The organism is Pseudoalteromonas sp. SWXJZ10B, assembly GCF_015864475.1.
Classification (GTDB): Bacteria; Pseudomonadota; Gammaproteobacteria; order Enterobacterales; family Alteromonadaceae; genus Pseudoalteromonas; species Pseudoalteromonas arctica.
Window position 1 is genome coordinate 52,845 of record NZ_JADYXD010000022.1, and the last position, 18,434, is coordinate 71,278.

Here is an 18,434-nt window from a genome sequence, read left to right on the forward strand (position 1 = left end):
ATGTTTAAAACACCTCTAAAAGCATTGCTACTTGGTTCGGCTTTAGTTGTAACATCGTTTGCAACATCATTTTCGGCCCAAGCCCAAAACATGCACGATAGCTGGAATGCATTGTTAAATAAGCATGTTGTCGCTATTAACCATAATCACAGTACTGAGGTTGATTACGCTGCCATAAAACGTGAGCATGCACAGCTAAAAACGTATTTAGATTCGTTAACGGCTGTAACGCAAAGCGAATTTGATGCGTGGGAAAAGCCTAAGCAACTTGCGTTTTTAATCAATGCTTATAATGCGTGGACTGTTGAGCTTATATTGACTAAGTACCCAGATCTTAAATCAATTAAAGACTTAGGGAGCTTTTTTAGCTCACCTTGGAGTAAAGAGTTTGTGCCATTACTTGGTAAAACTCGCAGCCTTGATGATATAGAGCATGGTTTAATCCGTGGCAGTGGTAAATACAACGACCCACGCATTCACTTTGCGGTAAATTGCGCGAGTATAGGTTGCCCAGCGCTTCGAGAAGAAGCGTATACAGCCACTGATTTAGAAAGCCAATTGCAAGAGCAAACGGTGCGCTTTTTATCAGATATGACACGTAATATGGCTCAAGAAAATACGCTAAGCGTGTCTTCAATATTTAAGTGGTACGGTGATGACTTTGAAAATGGCTTTAGAGGTGCAAATACGTTACAGCAGTTTTTCTTGCAGTATCCTGACGCTCTTAAACTGATACCCGCTCAGCAAAAAGCACTTAAAAATGATGACATGAAAGTTGAATTTTTAGACTACAACTGGGATTTAAATGTTCGCCATTAAGTTTTGGCAAACACTGACGCGATACAGCTTTTGCTGTGTCGCGTTTTGCGTTTGTACAATCGCAAATTTAGCTGTTTTTTCGAGCACTGCGTTTGCTAATACCGTTATTAACTCAAATAGTAAAAGTAATTTAGTAATAAACACACAACAGGGATCTCGCTGGCAACAAGTTCAAACACTTGGTAGCAATCAATATGTATACTTTTATGCATGGGGCGGCGACGCGCAAATAAATGCCTATATTCAATGGGCTGCAAAACAAGTTAAAACTAAGTACAACATAAACTTAGTACATGTAAAATTAAGTGACACCAGCGAAGCAGTAAGCCGTGTACTTGCCGAAAAATCAGCAAACAATAACAACCAAGGCAGCGTAGATTTAATGTGGATCAACGGGGCTAACTTTGCCACCATGAGCGAGCACTCTCTTCTTTTAAAAGAATGGGCGAATAAATTACCTAACTTTGCATTAACTGATCCGGCTAACAACCCTGCTGTAACCTTTGATTTTGGACTACCCACCAATGGAATGGAAGCGCCATGGGGGCAAGCGTCACTTACGTTTTATTACGACAGCATTGCAATAAATGGTAATGCAAACAACAAATTGCCGACTACATTAAACGAATTATTAAACTGGAGCGCGCAAAATCCTGGTCGCTTTAGTTACCCAAAGCCGCCTGACTTTTTAGGCATGAGCTTTTTAAAGTACGCCTTAGTTGTACTTCATCAGCAAAGCAGCGAAAACATTAAAGCGCAGCTAAACCAACCAGCTACTACTAAAAACACGGCGCAAGTGTTAACCCCTTTGTGGGAGTTTTTAAATAAACTACACCCAACTCTTTGGCGCGGCGGCACTCATTTTATGCAAAGTGGTGCTCAAATGCGCCGCTTAGTAGACGATACAGAGCTGAGCTTAGCCTTTACCTTTTCTGCACCAGAAGTACCGGCAGCTGTAAAACGCTATGATTTACCAAACAGCATTCGCAGCTATGCAATGAGTGATGGCAGTTTAAGTAATACCCATTTTGTGGCAATCCCTTACAATGCAACCCACCAGCAAAGTGCGCAATTAGTGGCTAATTTTTTAATGAGCCCAGAGGCACAAGCTGAAAAACAAAAAGCGCATATATGGGGCGATAAAAGCGTACTTATTCAATCAATGTTAACGCCTGATCAGCAAGCCTTATTTAAAACAGCTAAACCGCATCCAAGTGCACTGCCTTTAAACAGTATTAAACGCACATTGAGTGAACCTCATCCAAGCTGGGTAAACGCCATAATGCAAGGTTGGCAAACCCGTTATGGAGTAAGCCAATGAGCGTTATTTCAAAAAGTGTTCCGGTAAATACCAAAGCAACAACACAGTGCAGCACCGATATGTTTACGCGCATTGTAAAATTTAGCCCGCGATTTTTACTCGCTTTACTTATACTACCCGTACTTGGTGGCTTAATTAGCGTATTGCTGCCTGCCTTTGGTTATGCGCCCGTACTTGAGCAAACAACGTTTAGCTTGCAAGGTTTTAATGCCCTTTGGCAAACACCAGGCCTTACCCAAATGGTTACCCTAAGCGTTGCAACAGGCTTAATAAGTACTTTGCTTGCATTTATCATTACCTTAATGATTTTAGCTGCGTTTTTTAATAGCCCTTGGCTTAACCGAATTCAGCGTTTATTGAGCCCTATATTAGTGATACCTCATGCCGCCGCAGCTATTGCAGTAGGGTTTTTAATTGCCCCTTCTGGTATGATTTCACGCTTAGCGTCGCCTTGGTTAAGCGGCTGGGAACTTGCGCCAAACGGCATGTTTCCGCATGATTCGTTCGGTATTAGTATTATTTTAGGCTTAACACTCAAAGAGCTTCCCTTTTTATTATTAATGGCACTGGGCGTACTTGCTCAACCTGAGCTTGGCAAAAAATTACGCCAACAACATAAGGTTGCGCTTAACTTGGGCTATTGCCCAATGACCGCCTTTTTTAAAGTAATACTGCCCAGCCTTTATCCGCTACTGCGTTTACCGCTTTTAGCAGTGCTGGCTTATGCCAGTGCCAGTGTCGAAATGCCACTCATTTTAGGCCCAAATACACCACCCACGCTGGCCGTTGCAATAATGCATTGGTTTAACGATGTTGATTTAAACCTGCGTATTAAAGCCTCTGCAGGAGCTTTATTACAACTGGCTGTTACAGGCGGCTTGTTAGCCCTTTGGCTTGGCGGGGAAAAGGCCGTAAAAGTGCTATTTAGCGACTCTCTCACTAATGGAGTGCGCGAATACGGCGGATTTTATTGGCAAAAAATAACGGTCGTACTCACCGCATTAGTAATTAGCTTTATACTATTGTCGCTTATTGGTTTAGTTATGTGGTCGGTTGCAGGTTTTTGGCGTTTTCCAGATGCAATGCCTGAGCAATTTACACTACTGCATTTTAAAAGTGCGCTAATGCAAATGGGCAGCCCGCTTTTTAATACGCTAGCAATCGGTTTAGTAACCACACTATTTGCCATTATTCTTACTTTACTGTGTTTAGAATCAGAGCAGTTGAATGACAAACCTATTTCTCGTTTTACCAGTTTAATTATTTACTTACCGTTATTAGTACCCAGTATTGCCTTTTTGTTTGGGCTAGTATGGATACAACAATTGGTAAATAACCAAGCCGCATTTTTTAATGTGGTACTTACGCATTTACTGTTTGTGTTGCCTTATGTGTTTTTGTCACTTGCGAGCAGCTATAGGCGCTTAGATCCTCGTTTTGCTCATGTTGCAGCAAGCCTAGGCGCAGCGCCATGCAAGGTGTTTTTTAAAGTAAAACTACCTCAGTTGTTTGCCCCTATTTTAATTGCAGCCGCACTGGGCTTAGCAATTAGTTTTGGACAATACCTCCCCACGCTTTTAGCTGGCGGCGGGCGCATAGCCACAATAACAACCGAAGCTGTTACGCTTGCCAATGGCGCAAGCAGACGCACCAGTGCCGTGTACGCTATTATGCAAATGGCGTTGCCACTTAGTGGATTTATACTGGCATGGGGTTTACCTAAATATTTTTTCAAAAGTGCACGTGTTTAAAAGTACGCAAGTTTAAAAGTGCACATATTTAAAGCACCCATGTTTAACATTATCAGGGTTAAGGTTTTTTTAATGCAGTCATCATTACAGATTAAAAATTGTCAGCTTTATCGCCAAAATGAGTTGCTACTTAGCTTAAATGAGCAAGTTAATGGCGGTGAAATTCTAACTATTATGGGCCCTTCAGGCAGTGGTAAATCAAGCTTATTAAATTGGCTTACAGGTACTTTACCAAGTAGCTTTAAGGCCAATGGTGAAGTATGGCTTAACGGTCAAAATATCGATAACACCCCTCCACACTTGCGCCATATTGGAGTGCTTTATCAAGACGCTTTATTGTTTTCGCATTTAACGGTTGCTGGTAACATTGCCTTTGCAATGCCCAAAGGTAATAAAAAACAACGCCTTGAAAAAATAGAACACGCACTTGAGCAAGTAGGTCTTAAAGACATGGGCAATCGCCATCCCGATAACCTCTCTGGCGGACAACAAGCCCGTGTTGCATTATTACGTATGCTGCTGAGCGAACCTAAAGCCATTTTACTCGACGAACCCTTTAGCAAACTCGACACACAACTGCGTGTTGATACACGCGAGCTCGTGTTTAGCCAAATACGGGATCACAAACTACCCGCAATAATGGTAACCCACGACCACAGCGACGCAGAAGCTGCAAATGGCACACTCATTACTCTAAGTAGCGCACTTTAATACATGATTTTAATACATAGCTTTAAACGCATAAGGCACCAAACATGTTAGACAAATATATTACCCCTGTAATAAAGCCGCTGTTAACACCGGTTGTAGCATTAATGCACAAGCGCGGTATAACGCCCGACCAGCTTACCGTAGTTGGCTTTTTAGTTGGATTATTAGCGGTGCCATTACTGGCGTTTGAAATGTGGTACGGCGCATTAGTGGCCATTGCTTTAAATCGAATTTTAGATGGGCTTGATGGCGCATTAGCACGCTATGCAAATTTAAGTTCAAGCGCAGGTGGTTTTTTAGACATTACGCTCGACTTTTTATTTTACGCGGCTATTCCACTTGGGTTTATTTTGGCAAATCCTGAACAAAATGCGATTGCAGGCGCTATATTGCTTGCCACATTTATTGGCACGGGTTCAAGCTTTTTGGCATTTGCGATTGCAGCCGAAAAATTTAAACTCGAAAAACCGCAATTTAAATACAAAAGCTTTTATTACTTAAACGGCTTAACAGAAGGTACTGAAACAATAGCGCTATTTATTGCATTTTGTATTTGGCCGCAGCATTTTGCCATTATGGCGAGTATTTTTGCTATTGCGTGTGGCATAACCATTTTTACCCGTATACATGGTGGTTATCATACACTTAAGCAACAAGAAGCTGGTGCTAACAAAGCAACTGAAGATACCCTTAGCAGTGCAAATTCTGAGGTAATAAATGACTAACGAAATATGGTGGCGCTTAGGTTTCTTTTTTAGCATTTTAGTTATTATGATGCTGCTTGAATCGCGTATGCCTGCGCGTACATCTCCCATTAAAAGCAGCACTCGTTGGTTTGCTAATTTTGGATTAGTGTTTGCATCATCAGTTATTGCGCGCTTAGTGGTCCCTATTGGGTTAACTGCCGTGGCACTTTATAATCAAGAACACGGCATAGGCTTATTTAATCAAATCGCCATGCCAAGCGTAATAACTATTGTTTTAAGCATGCTATTACTCGATATACTCATTTACTGGCAACATAGGTTATTTCATAACGTCCCCATATTATGGCGCTTACATCGTGTACACCACGCCGATGCGCACGTAGATACCAGTACGGGCTTGCGCTTTCACCCTATCGAAATAGTCCTAAGTATACTTGTAAAGTTTATTGCAGTAAGTGCATTGGGCGCACCGGCTATTGCTGTACTTATATTTGAAATAACGCTCAATGGTTTGGCATTATTTAATCATGCAAATATACGCTTACCAAACAAAATTGAAAAACCATTACGCCAAATTTTGATGACCCAAATATTACACCGAATTCATCACAGTAAAGTGGTGAGTGAAACTAATTCAAATTATGGGTTTAGCGTTATTTGGTGGGATAAGCTATTTGGCAGTTACAAAAGCGAAGCTAAAAAGCCCGATGGCGAAATAAATATAGGCTTAATTGAATACCCAACGGCAAAGCAAAATGCATCACTTTGGGGATTACTTTTAATGCCATTTAAAAATAAGTAAAAACAGTATTATCGCTTATACACGATAACGCTATTCATGAGTAAAGCACGCCATTGTACTTTACTTATGAATAGCGAATAAAAAATAGCCCCCGAACATATAAGCCCTCTCCTTTGGCACATTTTAAAATGCTTCAAAAAAACGCTGCATTTCGCTAACTCCTTGTTAACTGGTCGAACCGTAAACTAAATGTAAATAAAACATATAAATTAGTTGACCATTTACCCTCTCCACAATATCATTTGTAAGCGCTTACAATTCACACATAAAAATGTAAGCGCTTACAGTAAATAAAAATGATGTAACTTTTAAGAAGTTAACACACATATTCTGACAATAATCTGTTGAAACCGGGGTTCAATTATGAACATTGAAACAACGCACATTACTCGCTTATTGGCTGCTATTTCATTAGCGTCTTTAGCTGGTTGTGGTGGCGATGCCGCCACTACATCAAATTTTGATAAAGTAGATATAGCCACTCCAGTCTCTGATTGGCAAATGGTTTGGAATGACGAATTCGATACATCTAGCATTGATGCAAATAAATGGAATTTTGAATTAAATTGCGATGGCGGTGGTAATAACGAAAAACAATGTTACACCAACAACGAAGAAAACGCCTTTGTAAAAGACGGCATACTTAACATTGTCGCCCTCCCCGCTACAGAAGGCGCAGAACAGCCATATACATCAGCACGATTAAATACACGCTACAATGCTGACTTTACCTATGGTCGCGTGGAAATGCGTGCAAAATTACCATCAGGACAAGGTAGCTGGCCCGCTTTTTGGATGCTACCAACAGATGAAGTTTACGGTGGCTGGCCTCGCTCAGGCGAAATTGATATTTTAGAGTCGGTTAACCTTAATGTACAAAATGAAGATGGCTCACTTGAGTCAAAAATTTACGGTACATTACATTATGGTCGCGCATGGCCTAATAACAGCGAAAGCGGTAAAGAGTATGAGTTTGCACAAGGTTCAAACCCTGCTGATGACTTTCATACTTACGCTATTGAATGGCAAGAAGGCGAAATACGCTGGTATGTAGATAACTACCTTTATGCAACTCAGCGCCAATCAGAAGTAAGAACAAATGCAAATGGTGACGCTGTAGGTCTTAAGCATCGTGGTTGGTTTGCTGAATATTTTGAACAAGGTTCTGGTGAGCTAACAACCCATTGGGATAGCGCTCCGTTTGATCAAAACTTTCATATACTTTTAAACCTAGCTGTTGGTGGAGACTGGCCTGAAAACGTAAACAACTTAGGTGTGGACGAAAGTGCATTTGCAAACGGCCAAACTTTTGCAATTGATTATGTTCGTGTTTACGAATGTGCATCTAATCCTGATACAGGCAAAGGGTGCGAAACAATACGCCCTGGTTACAACAGCTTAGACGATGCACTAATTGAAGGTGCGGCACCAATCCCTAGCCCACCATCTACAGGTATTGCTACACCACTAAGTATTTTTGATGATGCATTTAACCCAAACTGGCCTGCATGGGATTGTTGTGGTGGCTCAACACCTGCAATCGTAAATGATGAAACTCAAGGCAATGCAGTTGAATTTCAAATTAATGAATCCCCAACGGTAGTCGGTTTTATTAGTCGTGATGAATTTATTACTGACGAAACGGGCGCTGCATCACCATTCGACGCATCACCAATGCTTGAAGAAGGTTACGTTCGTTTTAAAATGAAAGTAATCAATGCACCAAGCACTCCTGACACCACATGGTTTGTAAAACTAGAAAGTACTGAAGCATCTACAGATGCAGACATGTCGCTTGCTAATAGCGTAGAAGGCGTAGCACCTGTTATTGGTGAATGGCAAACGTATACATTTTTACTAGCAGACTTAGATGCTGCAGGTTTAGACATAAGCGCAATAGACGTCATTATGGTATTTCCTGAGTGGGGTGCTGGTGAAGGCTCTGTTTACTTAATTGATGATGTAGAAATAACACAAGATTCAATTGGCGAATTACCTGCTCTCGACATATTTACAAATGAGCAAAATACAGCATGGCCTATGTGGGATTGTTGTGGCGGATCAAACCCTGTAGAAGCAATGGATGACGAAGATTATGGTTTAACTGCTGAATTTAGTATTGGTGCAGAGCCTACTGTAATGGGGTTCAATAGCCGCACATCTGCAGGCGGTGCTGGTGAGTCTTTCGATGCTACTAGTATTTTAGATGAAGGTGTTATTCAGTTTGATTTAAAAGTGACTGCTAACCCAAGTAGCCCTGATGCATCTTGGTTATTTAAAGTTGAATCTAACGAAGGTGATTCTGCTGTTGAACTTGCTTTAACCCAAAGTGTGGAAGGCGTAGCGCCAACATTTAACGAATGGCAAACATATACATTTAAACTATCTGATTTAGCAGGTGCAGGCTTAGATGTAAGCACTATCGATGTAATTATGATATTTCCAACATGGGGTACTGGCGAAGGCGCAGTTTATCGTGTTGATAATACTAAAATTTATAATCCTAACGCTGTCCCTACACAAACTGGTGAGCTGACTATTTTTAAAGAAAGTGCCGCTGACCAGTGGAGTATCTGGGATTGTTGTGCAGGCTCGACTCCTACAACTGAGACTGATGATGAAACGCATGGCGCAGTAGCGCAATTTATTATTGGTGAAACCCCGACTGTAATGGGCTTTTTAGCAGATGAAGATGTGTCGTTTGACGCCTCAGCTATTTTAGAAAGCGGTGTTGTGCAATTTGATATGAAGGTTGTTTCAGCCCCTTCAGATATTGATGCTCAATGGTTATTTAAAATAGAGTCTATTGGCGCTTCAAGCGCAGTAGAGCTTGCATTATTAGATAGCGTTGAAGGCCAAACTCCTACAACAGGTCAGTGGCAAACCTATACTTTTCCACTTCAACAGCTTTTTGATACTGGTTTAGATATTAGTGCATTAAACGTAGTAATGGTTTTCCCAAGCTGGGGCATGGGTAACGGTACACAATACCGTATAGATAACGTAATTATTGCTAACCCGTAATATACCCATTAAATAATAGGTGCTTTGCACCTATACACTTCGACAACATTTGATAAAAGCAGAGCTATTATGAACACATTCAATTTTAAAAAGAGCCAAATTGCGGCTTCTGTGTCTCTCATTATTGCTGCGAGCACTCTCAATATTGCTTATGCCGCAGAAGAACAACAAAATACTGCAAAAACAGACGTAGAAATAATTGAAGTAAAAGGTATTCGTGGTTCACTTATCCGCTCAATGGATATGAAACGCGATTCGGCAGGTGTAGTAGATGCTATTTCAGCTGAAGAAATGGGTAAATTCCCTGATACTAACTTAGCAGAATCACTGCAACGTATAACCGGTGTATCGGTAAGTCGTGCAAATGGCGAAGGTAGCCAAATTACAGTGCGTGGTTTTGGCCCAGAGTTTAACTTAATAACGTTAAATGGTCGCCAAATGCCAGGCACGGGTTACTCTCGTTCTTATAATTTAGAAAATATTGCCTCAGATGGCGTAAGCGCACTTGAAGTATTTAAAACTGCACGCGCCGATATACCTAGTGGTGGCTTAGGCGCAACGGTAAATATATCAACAGCCCGTCCACTACAAAAACCTGGCGAGCATTTTACAGCATCAGCAAAAGCGCTTTACGATACCTCAAACGAAGCTGGCGATGATGTAACACCAGAAGTATCGGCGATGTACAGCAATACCTTTAAAGATGAAACCTTCGGTATTGGCTTTTCGTTTTCTCACCAACGCCGTGACTTTCAAAAACAAAGCGCAAATATTCAAGGTTGGCAAGCAAACGTAGATTTACCTACTCTTGACCAAAGTGATTTTATTGACAACCGCAGTGTTGATGCTGATGGAAACCCTACCGGTAATTACTATCTTCCAAAAGATATGAACTACTCAATTGAAGACTTACAACGCGAACGCACTAACGGTCAAGTAACACTTCAATATGCGCCAACTGATAACTTTGTAGCAACTGTAGATTACACCGCAAGCGAAGCAACCACTGGCTCACAAACTATTGGCTGGGGTATTTGGAACGACTTTGGCAGCAATATTAATGGTTACGAGTTAGACGAAAACGGCACCGCCGTATACATGGATTTAAGCGGTAATGATGCTTCATTTACTTCAAGCAAAAGTACCACCGAAGTTAAAGCACGCTCTTTAGGTGTGAACCTAGAATGGCAAATTAATGATACATGGCAAGTTGAACTTGATTATCACGACTCTAAAAACGAAACTGATAACGGCGCAGATAGCGGGTTAGGCAGTGCAGGACAAGTTATTTTAGGTTCAGACCAGCTTGTAAATAAAGTATACGATTTCCGTACAGGTGAAATACCAAGCGCTGAAGTATTTTGGCAAAATGGGACAAATGAATTAACTAAAGGCGAAATAGATTCTAACTTTAGTCAATTTATTCACTCACCAGGCGAGTCAAATATTGAACAACTGCAATTACACACAACTTGGTATAACGAAAGCTTTGATATTGGCTTAGTTGAAGTTAAATTTGGTGCCTCTCGTACAGAGCAAGACACTGGCGGTTATACTGCATGGAGCGGATTAGTGGGCGGTCCTGGTTTTAACCCGTCGTACACTGAAATATTCCCAGATGCGATGTTTACTCGTAATGATACATCTGGTTTGCTTGATCAGTTTTCAGGCGGTGGCAGCGACTTACAGCCTAATTACTACTACACATTTGACTTTGACGAAGCGGTAGCAAGACAAATAGCTTACTTAACCTCAGATGTTACCGGCGGCGATGCATACGCACCAAACGCTTATCTAGATGGTATTGACAGCGAAAGCTATGTTGAAGAAATTACCAACAGCTTTTATGTTCAATCACGTTGGGAGTTTGAGCTTGGTGATTACTTTTTAAAAGTAAATACAGGCCTGCGTTACGAACAAACAGATGTAACCAGTACAGTACGCCAACGAGTAGAACAACAAGTTAATTGGATCAGCGCCTCAGAATGGATTATGCAATACGCAGACGGCGGCGACGATAATTTCTTAGAACAAGAAGGTGATTACGACGTTTTACTGCCTTCAATTGACTTAAGTCTCGATTTAACCGATGACATAGTTGCCCGTGTTTCTTGGGGTAAAACAATGTCACGAGCGCCATTAGGTAACCTAGCGGGTGGTCGAAGCCTAACAGGCAGCCCTAAACCTGGTTCGCGTACAGGTAGCCAAGGTAATACAAACTTACTGCCATTTAAATCAACAAACCTTGATTTATCGTTAGAGTATTATTATGCAGAAGGTAGTTATGCATCAATTGGCTACTTTAAAAAAGACGTAGATAACTTTATTCAAACAAACATTACGCAAACAACAATTGACGGTTTACACGATATTTTAAACGGTCCTCGTTACTTACAAGCCGTAAGTGATTTAGAATCACGTGGCGAGCAAGCAACAACCGATGCTATTTTTGCACAAATGATCGCAAATGGTAATGCTAATTCAGGTGGTATTATCGAGCCAAACAGTGATGATCCGCTAATAACATGGAATATTAGTCAACCACAAAACAGCGACAGTAAATCAGTAGATGGTTTTGAAGTTGCTGTGCAGCACTTAATTGGCGAAACCGGATTTGGTGTTGGTGTAAATGCCACATTTGTAGACGGCGATGTAGAGTTTGACACTGAAAGTTTAAGCCAACAATCACCATTATCGGGTTTAAGTGACTCGGCAAACTTTCAAGCATTTTACGAAAAAGATGGCTTATCAGTTAAAATTACTTACGCATGGCGCGACTCGTACTTAATTGGTGTTGGTCAAGCGCAAGGCTCTGCAGACGCACCACCGCAGTATGCTAAAACATATGGTCAGTGGGATATGAGCGTAAATTACGACGTAAACGAAAACGTAACGGTATTCTTTGAAGGTGTAAATCTAAACAACGAAACCGAACAAGGTTACGGACGTTACGAAGAGCAATTCTTATTTGCTAATCAATACGGTCCTCGTTACGCCATTGGCGCACGTTACAGCTTCTAAAGTATTTACCAGTAAAACGAAGCCGCTCTTTTGAGCGGCTTTTTACTTAATAGATATCTCGGTATTTAATGCCACGAGCTAATAAGCTAAAGCTCTGCGACCTTTGGTAAAGGTTTCTTACTTAATATTTCAAATGTAATTAAATCCACAAGCATCGAATAAACCACATCATTATTAATAAAAACAACAAAAAGCTCGCCGTCAGAATTTAAACCTGATTCAACTATACGACTATAATCTGTAATAATTTCAGTGTAATTAGAGCCATCAACTTTACTTAAAGCAAAAGTCCGATTGTCGGTATTATCTAATTTATTATCTAAATTTGTATCACTATTTATTACCTCATAAGAGATAGCGCGGGTGGCTGAGCATTTATTAAACTCATCATCTACAAGTGGGATTATATCTATAATCAACTGATCTATAGATTTAAATAACCAAACAGAGTTATTCGTACTGCTATTAATTAAGAGAACGTTTTTTGATCTGGTTGGTGTATAGCTACTCCCGCCAAACTCACTATACATCCCCAGTACTGTACTTTTTTCTACAAACAGTTTTTCGGACTCAAGTGCAATAAAATAAAAATCGGTGCCACTTATTTTATGTGGATAACCTAGGCGCCAGTTTTCTTCTTTGTTATCGTCTTGAGCTAAATTTAATGTTGTCTGTTTTACGAGAATTTGATCTTTAAAAATGACAGAAGCAAGTTGATAAAAAACAAACAATATAGCAATTATAAGTCCACTAAATAAAACCAGCCCATTAAGATTCCATACCCATTTAAAAAATTTATCTGATTTCATGTTATTCCAACTTCTAAGCTACTTAATTTTAAAGTAGGTAATTATTAACAAACCCTAGTATTTTTTAATCTGCTCAAGCAGCCGATTGGTTGTCCAATCAATGCCGTTATACGCAATATCTGGCTTGTAGTAAGCCCCAGCCCCTCGCGCTCTGTTTACGTATACTTTGTTAGGTACAATCACTTTGCCTAAGCCTGAAGGTAAATCAGCTAAACGTACCTCCATATACATAGAATCAGCGCTGCTTGGAGCACCAAACAACCGCGTATTTGAAAATAGCTTAAACACATCAATCGCATCTAAGCAGGCACTCGCACATTGCGGCGGAACAATAACAAACACCTTGGTTTTAAAGTCACTCACTAAAGGTGTATGTGGTATGTTATTTAGCGTATTAGTCTTTTCTTCTACATAAAACGGGGCATCACTTTCAAGTGATAGAGCCATGCCAGCAGCGACGGTTTTAAGAGTTTTCAGTACTTCGGGTTGATCTTTTACAACGCTAAATAAAGACTCTACATAGTCAGTATTATCTTTTGATGCTCTCCACCACACTTGCGTGTTTTGAGACAAGCCAACCGCATTGTGCTCTACAACTTTTTCGCCCCACAGCCCTTTTGCAATTTGTAAGCTCCAGTAAGATGAACCACCTTGGTTATGGCGCAAATCTAATACCACGGTTTTTGCATTAAGTAGCTTACTACGCTGCTGTTGTATTTTTTCAAACACTTTATTGTATGCAGCTGTTTGTTTATCGTTTACTGAAAAGCTAGGCATAGCAATCCAAGCAATGTTTTTTTCAGGCCACGTTAAATCAATGGGGAGTTCATCACCGTTGTAAGCATTTTCTAAATGCTTACTTACTGACTTAGGCTTTACTGACCAATTTAGTACTTGTGTATAGGTATCACCATTGGCTTTAACAAATTCACATGCTTTTAAAGGAGTTAAAAATGGATTGCCCTCGTCAATTAGTAACCGCCAACCTTGCTGCCACCAATGCCCAGGTTGTGCCACTTCACCATGAAACTTAAATATTCTCTCACGCATTAAGGTATCAATGCTTTGCCCATCACATTGGCTTACAACATCGCCTTTGCTAATATTGCTGGCTTCGCTGTAATACACTTTTAGCGCATCACCTCGCCATACAGCACTAAAGCCTGGCCAGCGGCGCGCGGGCCTCTCTACGCTTGAAAACGCACCAGCATGACCATCTTGTAAAACAGTACTAAAACGTGCAATTGCCGCAACATGAACTTGCGGTCCGCTCGCTTGAGCCGACAATGTAAGTGCTTCTGCTTTTGCTTGTTTTAATAAATCAGGAAAAGTTGGGTTATTAACATCAAACATACCAGGGTGATTATGTGCAGTAATACTATAAGCCGCGTTAATATCCCGCTCTGTTATGCTGCGCCACTGCTCAGGTGTAGTAGGTAGAATCGGCTCTTGTGCAGCATTTACAACTGGTGATAGTAGTAAGGTTGGGAGTAATACATAATTGATTATTCTTGTTTTTATCGTCATGAAAATCCGTTTAAGCTAAAAATAAATTACTGGTTACGTTATTGTTCATTAACAATACTAAAAAAGCGATTTAAGGTACATATGTAAATACATACCTGGCACCTAAGTTAAAAACTTAAGAATCGTCCAACCTTATTTAGTAGGTGAGCAATGTGTCTGATACAGTAAAAAAGCCATGCCAATTAAGTTACGCGATTTATGGTAATCATCGGCCGCTAAAAATTGTCCAATTAATCCCGGGGATTTCGTAACTTCATAATCAGTTGAGCATAGTTTTCACTTTTCGGCACAATACTTAACTCACCGTCGGCCTCGAAAACCACCGCCATAACTGTGCTTAAATCACCAAAACCGGCTTTTCTAACACTTGCTTCCACTTCAGTGCTTGTGAGTCGAGCATCTTTCATAGCGGCCTCTATATATTCACCGTCGAAAAAAACTAATTGTGGAGAGGTTTTTACTACTTTGTCGAAGGTCGAAAAATGGGCGCTTATCCAAGTGAGTAGATACTGTAAAAAGAGGAGCAGGCTAACCGCAACTAAAACCTCAACTATGACTACGTCTTTCAATAAAATAGCTGAACCTAAGATGGAGCCCGCTGCTACGGTGATTATCCAGTCAAAGTTGTTCATTTTGGCAAATGAGCGTTTACCCACTAAGTGCGTCGCTAGGATTAAAAAGGGATAAATAATCAAAGTTGTGGTGACAATGCGCGCTATTTCACTCCAAGATTCAAAAAACATATTTCCCTCTACTTAAGATGCTGAATAAACTAAGAATCATATAAACTAAACAGCCACCTGAATCACACAAACTAGGCAGTCACCTTAATAAAACAAACAACACTGTGCAACTAAATCTGCCATACAGATACAGCATCTGTCTTTTATTAATAGGTCACTTTTACGAATAATTTTTAATTTATGTCAGGACACCAAATTATGATGACACCCACTTTATTTAACCTATTAGAATCTAGGCATCAAAAAGTGCAAAGTTTAAGATGGGTGTCTGGTTAATTCTTCTTTTTTCGACAATATAACAAAGGGCATACTCAAAGGTGCCAGGCAAAATCTGCTCAGCGAAATTGATAGGAATGAATTTATTTTGACAGGATAAGTCAGGCTTAACTTCTCACCCAAAGAAAGTGCCATAACGGTTTACCATAGGTGAATAATATCTATTAGATCACAGCGAACAGATGGATTCAAGGTTAAAAAGCAACCAATCAAGAATAGTTGGATACGTTCCTAAAAAGAGTAATTCTACAGCCTCAACGCTTAGCTCACCTGCAAATATTGCGGAGAACGTTTTTGTGTAAAATGGAGCTACGCGACATACACAAAAAACGAGCGTAGCAATATTTGTCAGGTGCAGCTTTTTGTTAAGTTCTTTCTCTTTCCACCATAACAGTAAATGCAGTTATTTCCTTTAAATCAGGAAACTCTTCTCCGTGATTACCCCAACAATACATAGCGTCACGGTACATAGAATACAGATACTTATGGTATTTTTGATAAAACTCACTAAGACTGAGCTCTGATGAACGTTCAAAAGCTACGTGGCCGCAAACCTTATTTCTATATTCTCTGAAGTCCTTTGCAAACTCATCTGGAACAGTCACGTCATAGTAGCTGATGTCATTAACCCAATCTGGCGCAGTACCATTGTTGATTAAGTCTCGAAAGCCATTCATGATTCTCTGAGCATGGTTCAGAATATACCCTTCGATAATCCGAGTGCGTTCCTCACCTCTTTTGTTAGTAATATTGGTATTCTTGTTATCTCTTGCATGACACCCCAAATAAAACTCATACAGATGGTGAATGAAGTCAGCGTAAGCATTATAAGTACGATATGATATTTCCCTGTTTTCGCCTTGCATGATCATCTTTTCAGCAAAAAACAAAATTGTTTAAACGAATCATCACAACGAAAATACTCGTGACTGAGCACGTGGCACAGTTCTGTATCTGTAGAATCTCCAGTCTCAAATTTCATGATGCGCCTCTTAGTAGGGGAAACTTAACGCCGCTGTATGGGGCATTTTTTGTGTAGTGGAGTTTTGGGGGTAAAGTGGCGAAGCCACACCAAAACGGAGCGAAGCAAAAAATGTCCCTATGACAGCTTTATTATGCATTAGATTTCTACAATTTCTTTACGCATTTGGGATAAAAGCTGTTTTGAATATTTCTGCAACTCTGCACCTAGGCTAGAAGCTTTAGATTGAAACAGAGCTGTTTTCTCTTCTTTTTGATTTATGACGATATCGGTAAAGTTACTCATATATTCGTTCGTAATATCAAATATTTCTTGATTTAAATTTTCAATTGCCTCGAATGTTACCAGCATTTCATCGGTAGCAATAAGCTTCAGCCTATTTGACTCGTATTTAAGCTTCATTACGTCTTTAAGCCCTTCATTCATCAAAGATTGAATTTCAGAGCTGAACCACGCAATAACTTCGTTTTCCTTCTGAGCATCTTCTGATTCCGAAGCACTTAAGTACTCTTTAAAGTAGGTTTGAAATATTGGCTGCATTTTGGCAGGCATTTCAACTTGGTTCTTTTTACCAAGAGAATCTAAATCAGTTACATACTGGCTATATTGAGTCGCTTTTAAATCAAATATTTTCAAACGCCGATCAAAACCATATTTAATATCTTGCTCGAGGTGTCTCAGCCTTCTCTCGTGGGCTTGCTTATTAAAATAGAGGAAGCCGCCCCACAGAATATTAATAATACCGAAAGCCCACGCATAGAACTGAGGGTTTTCTTGTACCAATGTGTAGATTATTTCCATACTCAGCCTCTATGCATAACGAGCCTGTAGATTAACTCGTTTTTTATTTGTTTTTATTGATAAACAAACCATAGCTGAGTTCCTATTTTGGTTCAATCGATTACTGTATTTTTACGCAGCATATAAAGAAGTGTTTGCTGTTGTTTAAATTGGCGTTTTGGACGGGATTACGGGTCGTTTAGTGGCTTTATTTTAGGTTAAAAGGGCTTCCCCTTCTTAATGCATCGTGTTTTGCAGTTTTTCTATATTATGAACAAGGCAATACAGTTGCCATTGCGCATTCACTTTTGTTTGACCCCGTAAGGTCAATTTATTCATGCCTTTATTCACCGTAATATTCCCGAACACTGGTTCGATACACCCGAGTCGTTTGCTGTATTGTCGTCGACCTATGGGGCTGTCTATTTTTACTTTAATTTTGTCGATATAGCTTAGCTTTTTACGTGATTCATTATTTATAAACTGTACTTGTCGCCCCGTTTTAATGGGTGGCTTTCGCATGCATTGTTGTTGTAGTGGACATACTTTGCAATCTTTTAAGTAACCGCAGAATCGTATGTATTGTTGGTTATGGCTGTTTACATTAACTCCGCTTCGCCACATGGCATTGCCTGCAGGGCAGCGGCATGTTTGCGTTGCCTCATCATAATGAAAATCGTCTGAGGTAAATAACCGAGGCTTGCCTTTGCTGCGTTTTAGTCGGCGCTTTTCTTGCTCAGTTTCGTATGTTTCGCTGGCTTTAAACAGCGGATTTCGTTTTCTAAATTGGTTATCCGCAATGTAGGTATCGAACCCACTTTGCGCCATAAACTCAAGATTTACTTCGCTGTTAAACCCACTGTCTGCGGTGAATTTGATGGTGTGTTTATCTGCCATTTTTTCTGTATTGAGTTTAGCGAGTTGCTGTTTTAATTGTGCAACGGCTGGCTGTAAAGTTTGTTGTTCGCCCACTGAGCCCCACGCTTGTGCTTGCAGGATGATTTGATGTTTATCATCGTTTATCGCGATGCCATTGTAGCCTTGAATTGTCCCTTTTGAGGTCGTCATCTTCGCACTATCTGGGTCAGTGATATTACTTTTAACAGGCTTGCCTTTACTGCCTGTTTTCTCTTCGTGAGTGGCTAAAAACTCGGTGATTTT

General features: G+C 40.3%; 14 protein-coding genes and 1 pseudogene. 8 read left to right on the forward strand and 7 right to left on the reverse strand.

The window, feature by feature from the left end; all coding sequences use genetic code 11:
- The 8 genes from I6F54_RS16530 to I6F54_RS16565 all read left to right on the forward strand — a co-directional run bounded on the left by I6F54_RS16530 (nucleotide 1) and on the right by I6F54_RS16565 (nucleotide 12,156).
- Nucleotides 1-819, forward strand: a complete 819-nt coding sequence (locus I6F54_RS16530) for a DUF547 domain-containing protein (RefSeq protein WP_197142350.1) — start codon at nucleotides 1-3, stop codon at nucleotides 817-819.
- Nucleotides 806-2,140 carry an ABC transporter substrate-binding protein gene (locus tag I6F54_RS16535; RefSeq protein ID WP_197142352.1) on the forward strand — a complete coding sequence of 445 codons (1,335 nt, stop codon included), beginning with the start codon at nucleotides 806-808 and terminating at the stop codon, nucleotides 2,138-2,140. The genes I6F54_RS16530 and I6F54_RS16535 overlap by 14 nt, the downstream gene beginning before the upstream one ends.
- On the forward strand, nucleotides 2,137-3,891 hold the full coding sequence (locus I6F54_RS16540) for an ABC transporter permease (RefSeq protein ID WP_197142354.1): 1,755 nt from the start codon (nucleotides 2,137-2,139) through the stop codon (nucleotides 3,889-3,891). The genes I6F54_RS16535 and I6F54_RS16540 overlap by 4 nt, the downstream gene beginning before the upstream one ends.
- A gap of 72 nt (nucleotides 3,892-3,963) precedes the next feature.
- Nucleotides 3,964-4,602, forward strand: a complete 639-nt coding sequence (locus I6F54_RS16545; RefSeq protein ID WP_165740875.1) for an ATP-binding cassette domain-containing protein — start codon at nucleotides 3,964-3,966, stop codon at nucleotides 4,600-4,602.
- Nucleotides 4,603-4,646: 44 nt separating this feature from the next.
- Nucleotides 4,647-5,327, forward strand: a complete 681-nt coding sequence (locus I6F54_RS16550) for a CDP-alcohol phosphatidyltransferase family protein (protein ID WP_197142356.1) — start codon at nucleotides 4,647-4,649, stop codon at nucleotides 5,325-5,327.
- On the forward strand, nucleotides 5,320-6,111 hold the full coding sequence (locus I6F54_RS16555; protein WP_197142358.1) for a sterol desaturase family protein: 792 nt from the start codon (nucleotides 5,320-5,322) through the stop codon (nucleotides 6,109-6,111). The genes I6F54_RS16550 and I6F54_RS16555 overlap by 8 nt, the downstream gene beginning before the upstream one ends.
- A gap of 363 nt (nucleotides 6,112-6,474) precedes the next feature.
- Nucleotides 6,475-9,135 (forward strand): glycoside hydrolase family 16 protein, encoded by a 2,661-nt coding sequence (locus I6F54_RS16560; RefSeq protein WP_197142360.1) that lies wholly within the window; start codon nucleotides 6,475-6,477, stop codon nucleotides 9,133-9,135.
- Nucleotides 9,136-9,204: 69 nt separating this feature from the next.
- Nucleotides 9,205-12,156, forward strand: a complete 2,952-nt coding sequence (locus I6F54_RS16565; protein WP_197142362.1) for a TonB-dependent receptor — start codon at nucleotides 9,205-9,207, stop codon at nucleotides 12,154-12,156.
- An 86-nt stretch (nucleotides 12,157-12,242) separates the two neighbouring features.
- Here I6F54_RS16565 and I6F54_RS16570 read toward each other — a convergent pair whose 3' ends face one another.
- The 7 genes and pseudogenes from I6F54_RS16570 to I6F54_RS16595 form a co-directional block, all read right to left on the reverse strand.
- Complete coding sequence (locus I6F54_RS16570) at nucleotides 12,243-12,965, reverse strand: hypothetical protein (protein ID WP_197142364.1); 723 nt, start codon at nucleotides 12,963-12,965, stop codon at nucleotides 12,243-12,245.
- 54 nt (nucleotides 12,966-13,019) lie between these two features.
- Nucleotides 13,020-14,492 (reverse strand): S41 family peptidase, encoded by a 1,473-nt coding sequence (locus I6F54_RS16575; protein WP_197142366.1) that lies wholly within the window; start codon nucleotides 14,490-14,492, stop codon nucleotides 13,020-13,022.
- 230 nt (nucleotides 14,493-14,722) lie between these two features.
- Nucleotides 14,723-15,235, reverse strand: coding sequence for a DUF421 domain-containing protein (locus I6F54_RS16580; protein ID WP_197142368.1), 513 nt, complete (start codon nucleotides 15,233-15,235; stop codon nucleotides 14,723-14,725).
- A gap of 280 nt (nucleotides 15,236-15,515) precedes the next feature.
- Nucleotides 15,516-15,590 (reverse strand): annotated as a pseudogene (locus I6F54_RS20520) (transposase); the annotation flags it as partial.
- Between the two features lie 286 nt (nucleotides 15,591-15,876).
- On the reverse strand, nucleotides 15,877-16,377 hold the full coding sequence (locus I6F54_RS16585; RefSeq protein ID WP_197142370.1) for a hypothetical protein: 501 nt from the start codon (nucleotides 16,375-16,377) through the stop codon (nucleotides 15,877-15,879).
- A 254-nt stretch (nucleotides 16,378-16,631) separates the two neighbouring features.
- On the reverse strand, nucleotides 16,632-17,294 hold the full coding sequence (locus I6F54_RS16590; RefSeq protein WP_197142372.1) for a hypothetical protein: 663 nt from the start codon (nucleotides 17,292-17,294) through the stop codon (nucleotides 16,632-16,634).
- Between the two features lie 216 nt (nucleotides 17,295-17,510).
- Nucleotides 17,511-18,434 (reverse strand): transposase (locus I6F54_RS16595; protein ID WP_197142374.1); only part of this gene is annotated, 924 nt, incomplete at its 5' end.

Coding starts and splice junctions, on each gene's coding strand:
- I6F54_RS16530 (WP_197142350.1), top strand. CDS start 1: ATGTTTAAAACACCTCTAAAAGCATTGCTACTTGGTTCGGCTTTAGTT.
- I6F54_RS16535 (WP_197142352.1), top strand. CDS start 806: ATGTTCGCCATTAAGTTTTGGCAAACACTGACGCGATACAGCTTTTGC.
- I6F54_RS16540 (WP_197142354.1), top strand. CDS start 2,137: ATGAGCGTTATTTCAAAAAGTGTTCCGGTAAATACCAAAGCAACAACA.
- I6F54_RS16545 (WP_165740875.1), top strand. CDS start 3,964: ATGCAGTCATCATTACAGATTAAAAATTGTCAGCTTTATCGCCAAAAT.
- I6F54_RS16550 (WP_197142356.1), top strand. CDS start 4,647: ATGTTAGACAAATATATTACCCCTGTAATAAAGCCGCTGTTAACACCG.
- I6F54_RS16555 (WP_197142358.1), top strand. CDS start 5,320: ATGACTAACGAAATATGGTGGCGCTTAGGTTTCTTTTTTAGCATTTTA.
- I6F54_RS16560 (WP_197142360.1), top strand. CDS start 6,475: ATGAACATTGAAACAACGCACATTACTCGCTTATTGGCTGCTATTTCA.
- I6F54_RS16565 (WP_197142362.1), top strand. CDS start 9,205: ATGAACACATTCAATTTTAAAAAGAGCCAAATTGCGGCTTCTGTGTCT.
- I6F54_RS16570 (WP_197142364.1), bottom strand. CDS start 12,965: ATGAAATCAGATAAATTTTTTAAATGGGTATGGAATCTTAATGGGCTG.
- I6F54_RS16575 (WP_197142366.1), bottom strand. CDS start 14,492: ATGACGATAAAAACAAGAATAATCAATTATGTATTACTCCCAACCTTA.
- I6F54_RS16580 (WP_197142368.1), bottom strand. CDS start 15,235: ATGTTTTTTGAATCTTGGAGTGAAATAGCGCGCATTGTCACCACAACT.
- I6F54_RS16585 (WP_197142370.1), bottom strand. CDS start 16,377: ATGCAAGGCGAAAACAGGGAAATATCATATCGTACTTATAATGCTTAC.
- I6F54_RS16590 (WP_197142372.1), bottom strand. CDS start 17,294: ATGGAAATAATCTACACATTGGTACAAGAAAACCCTCAGTTCTATGCG.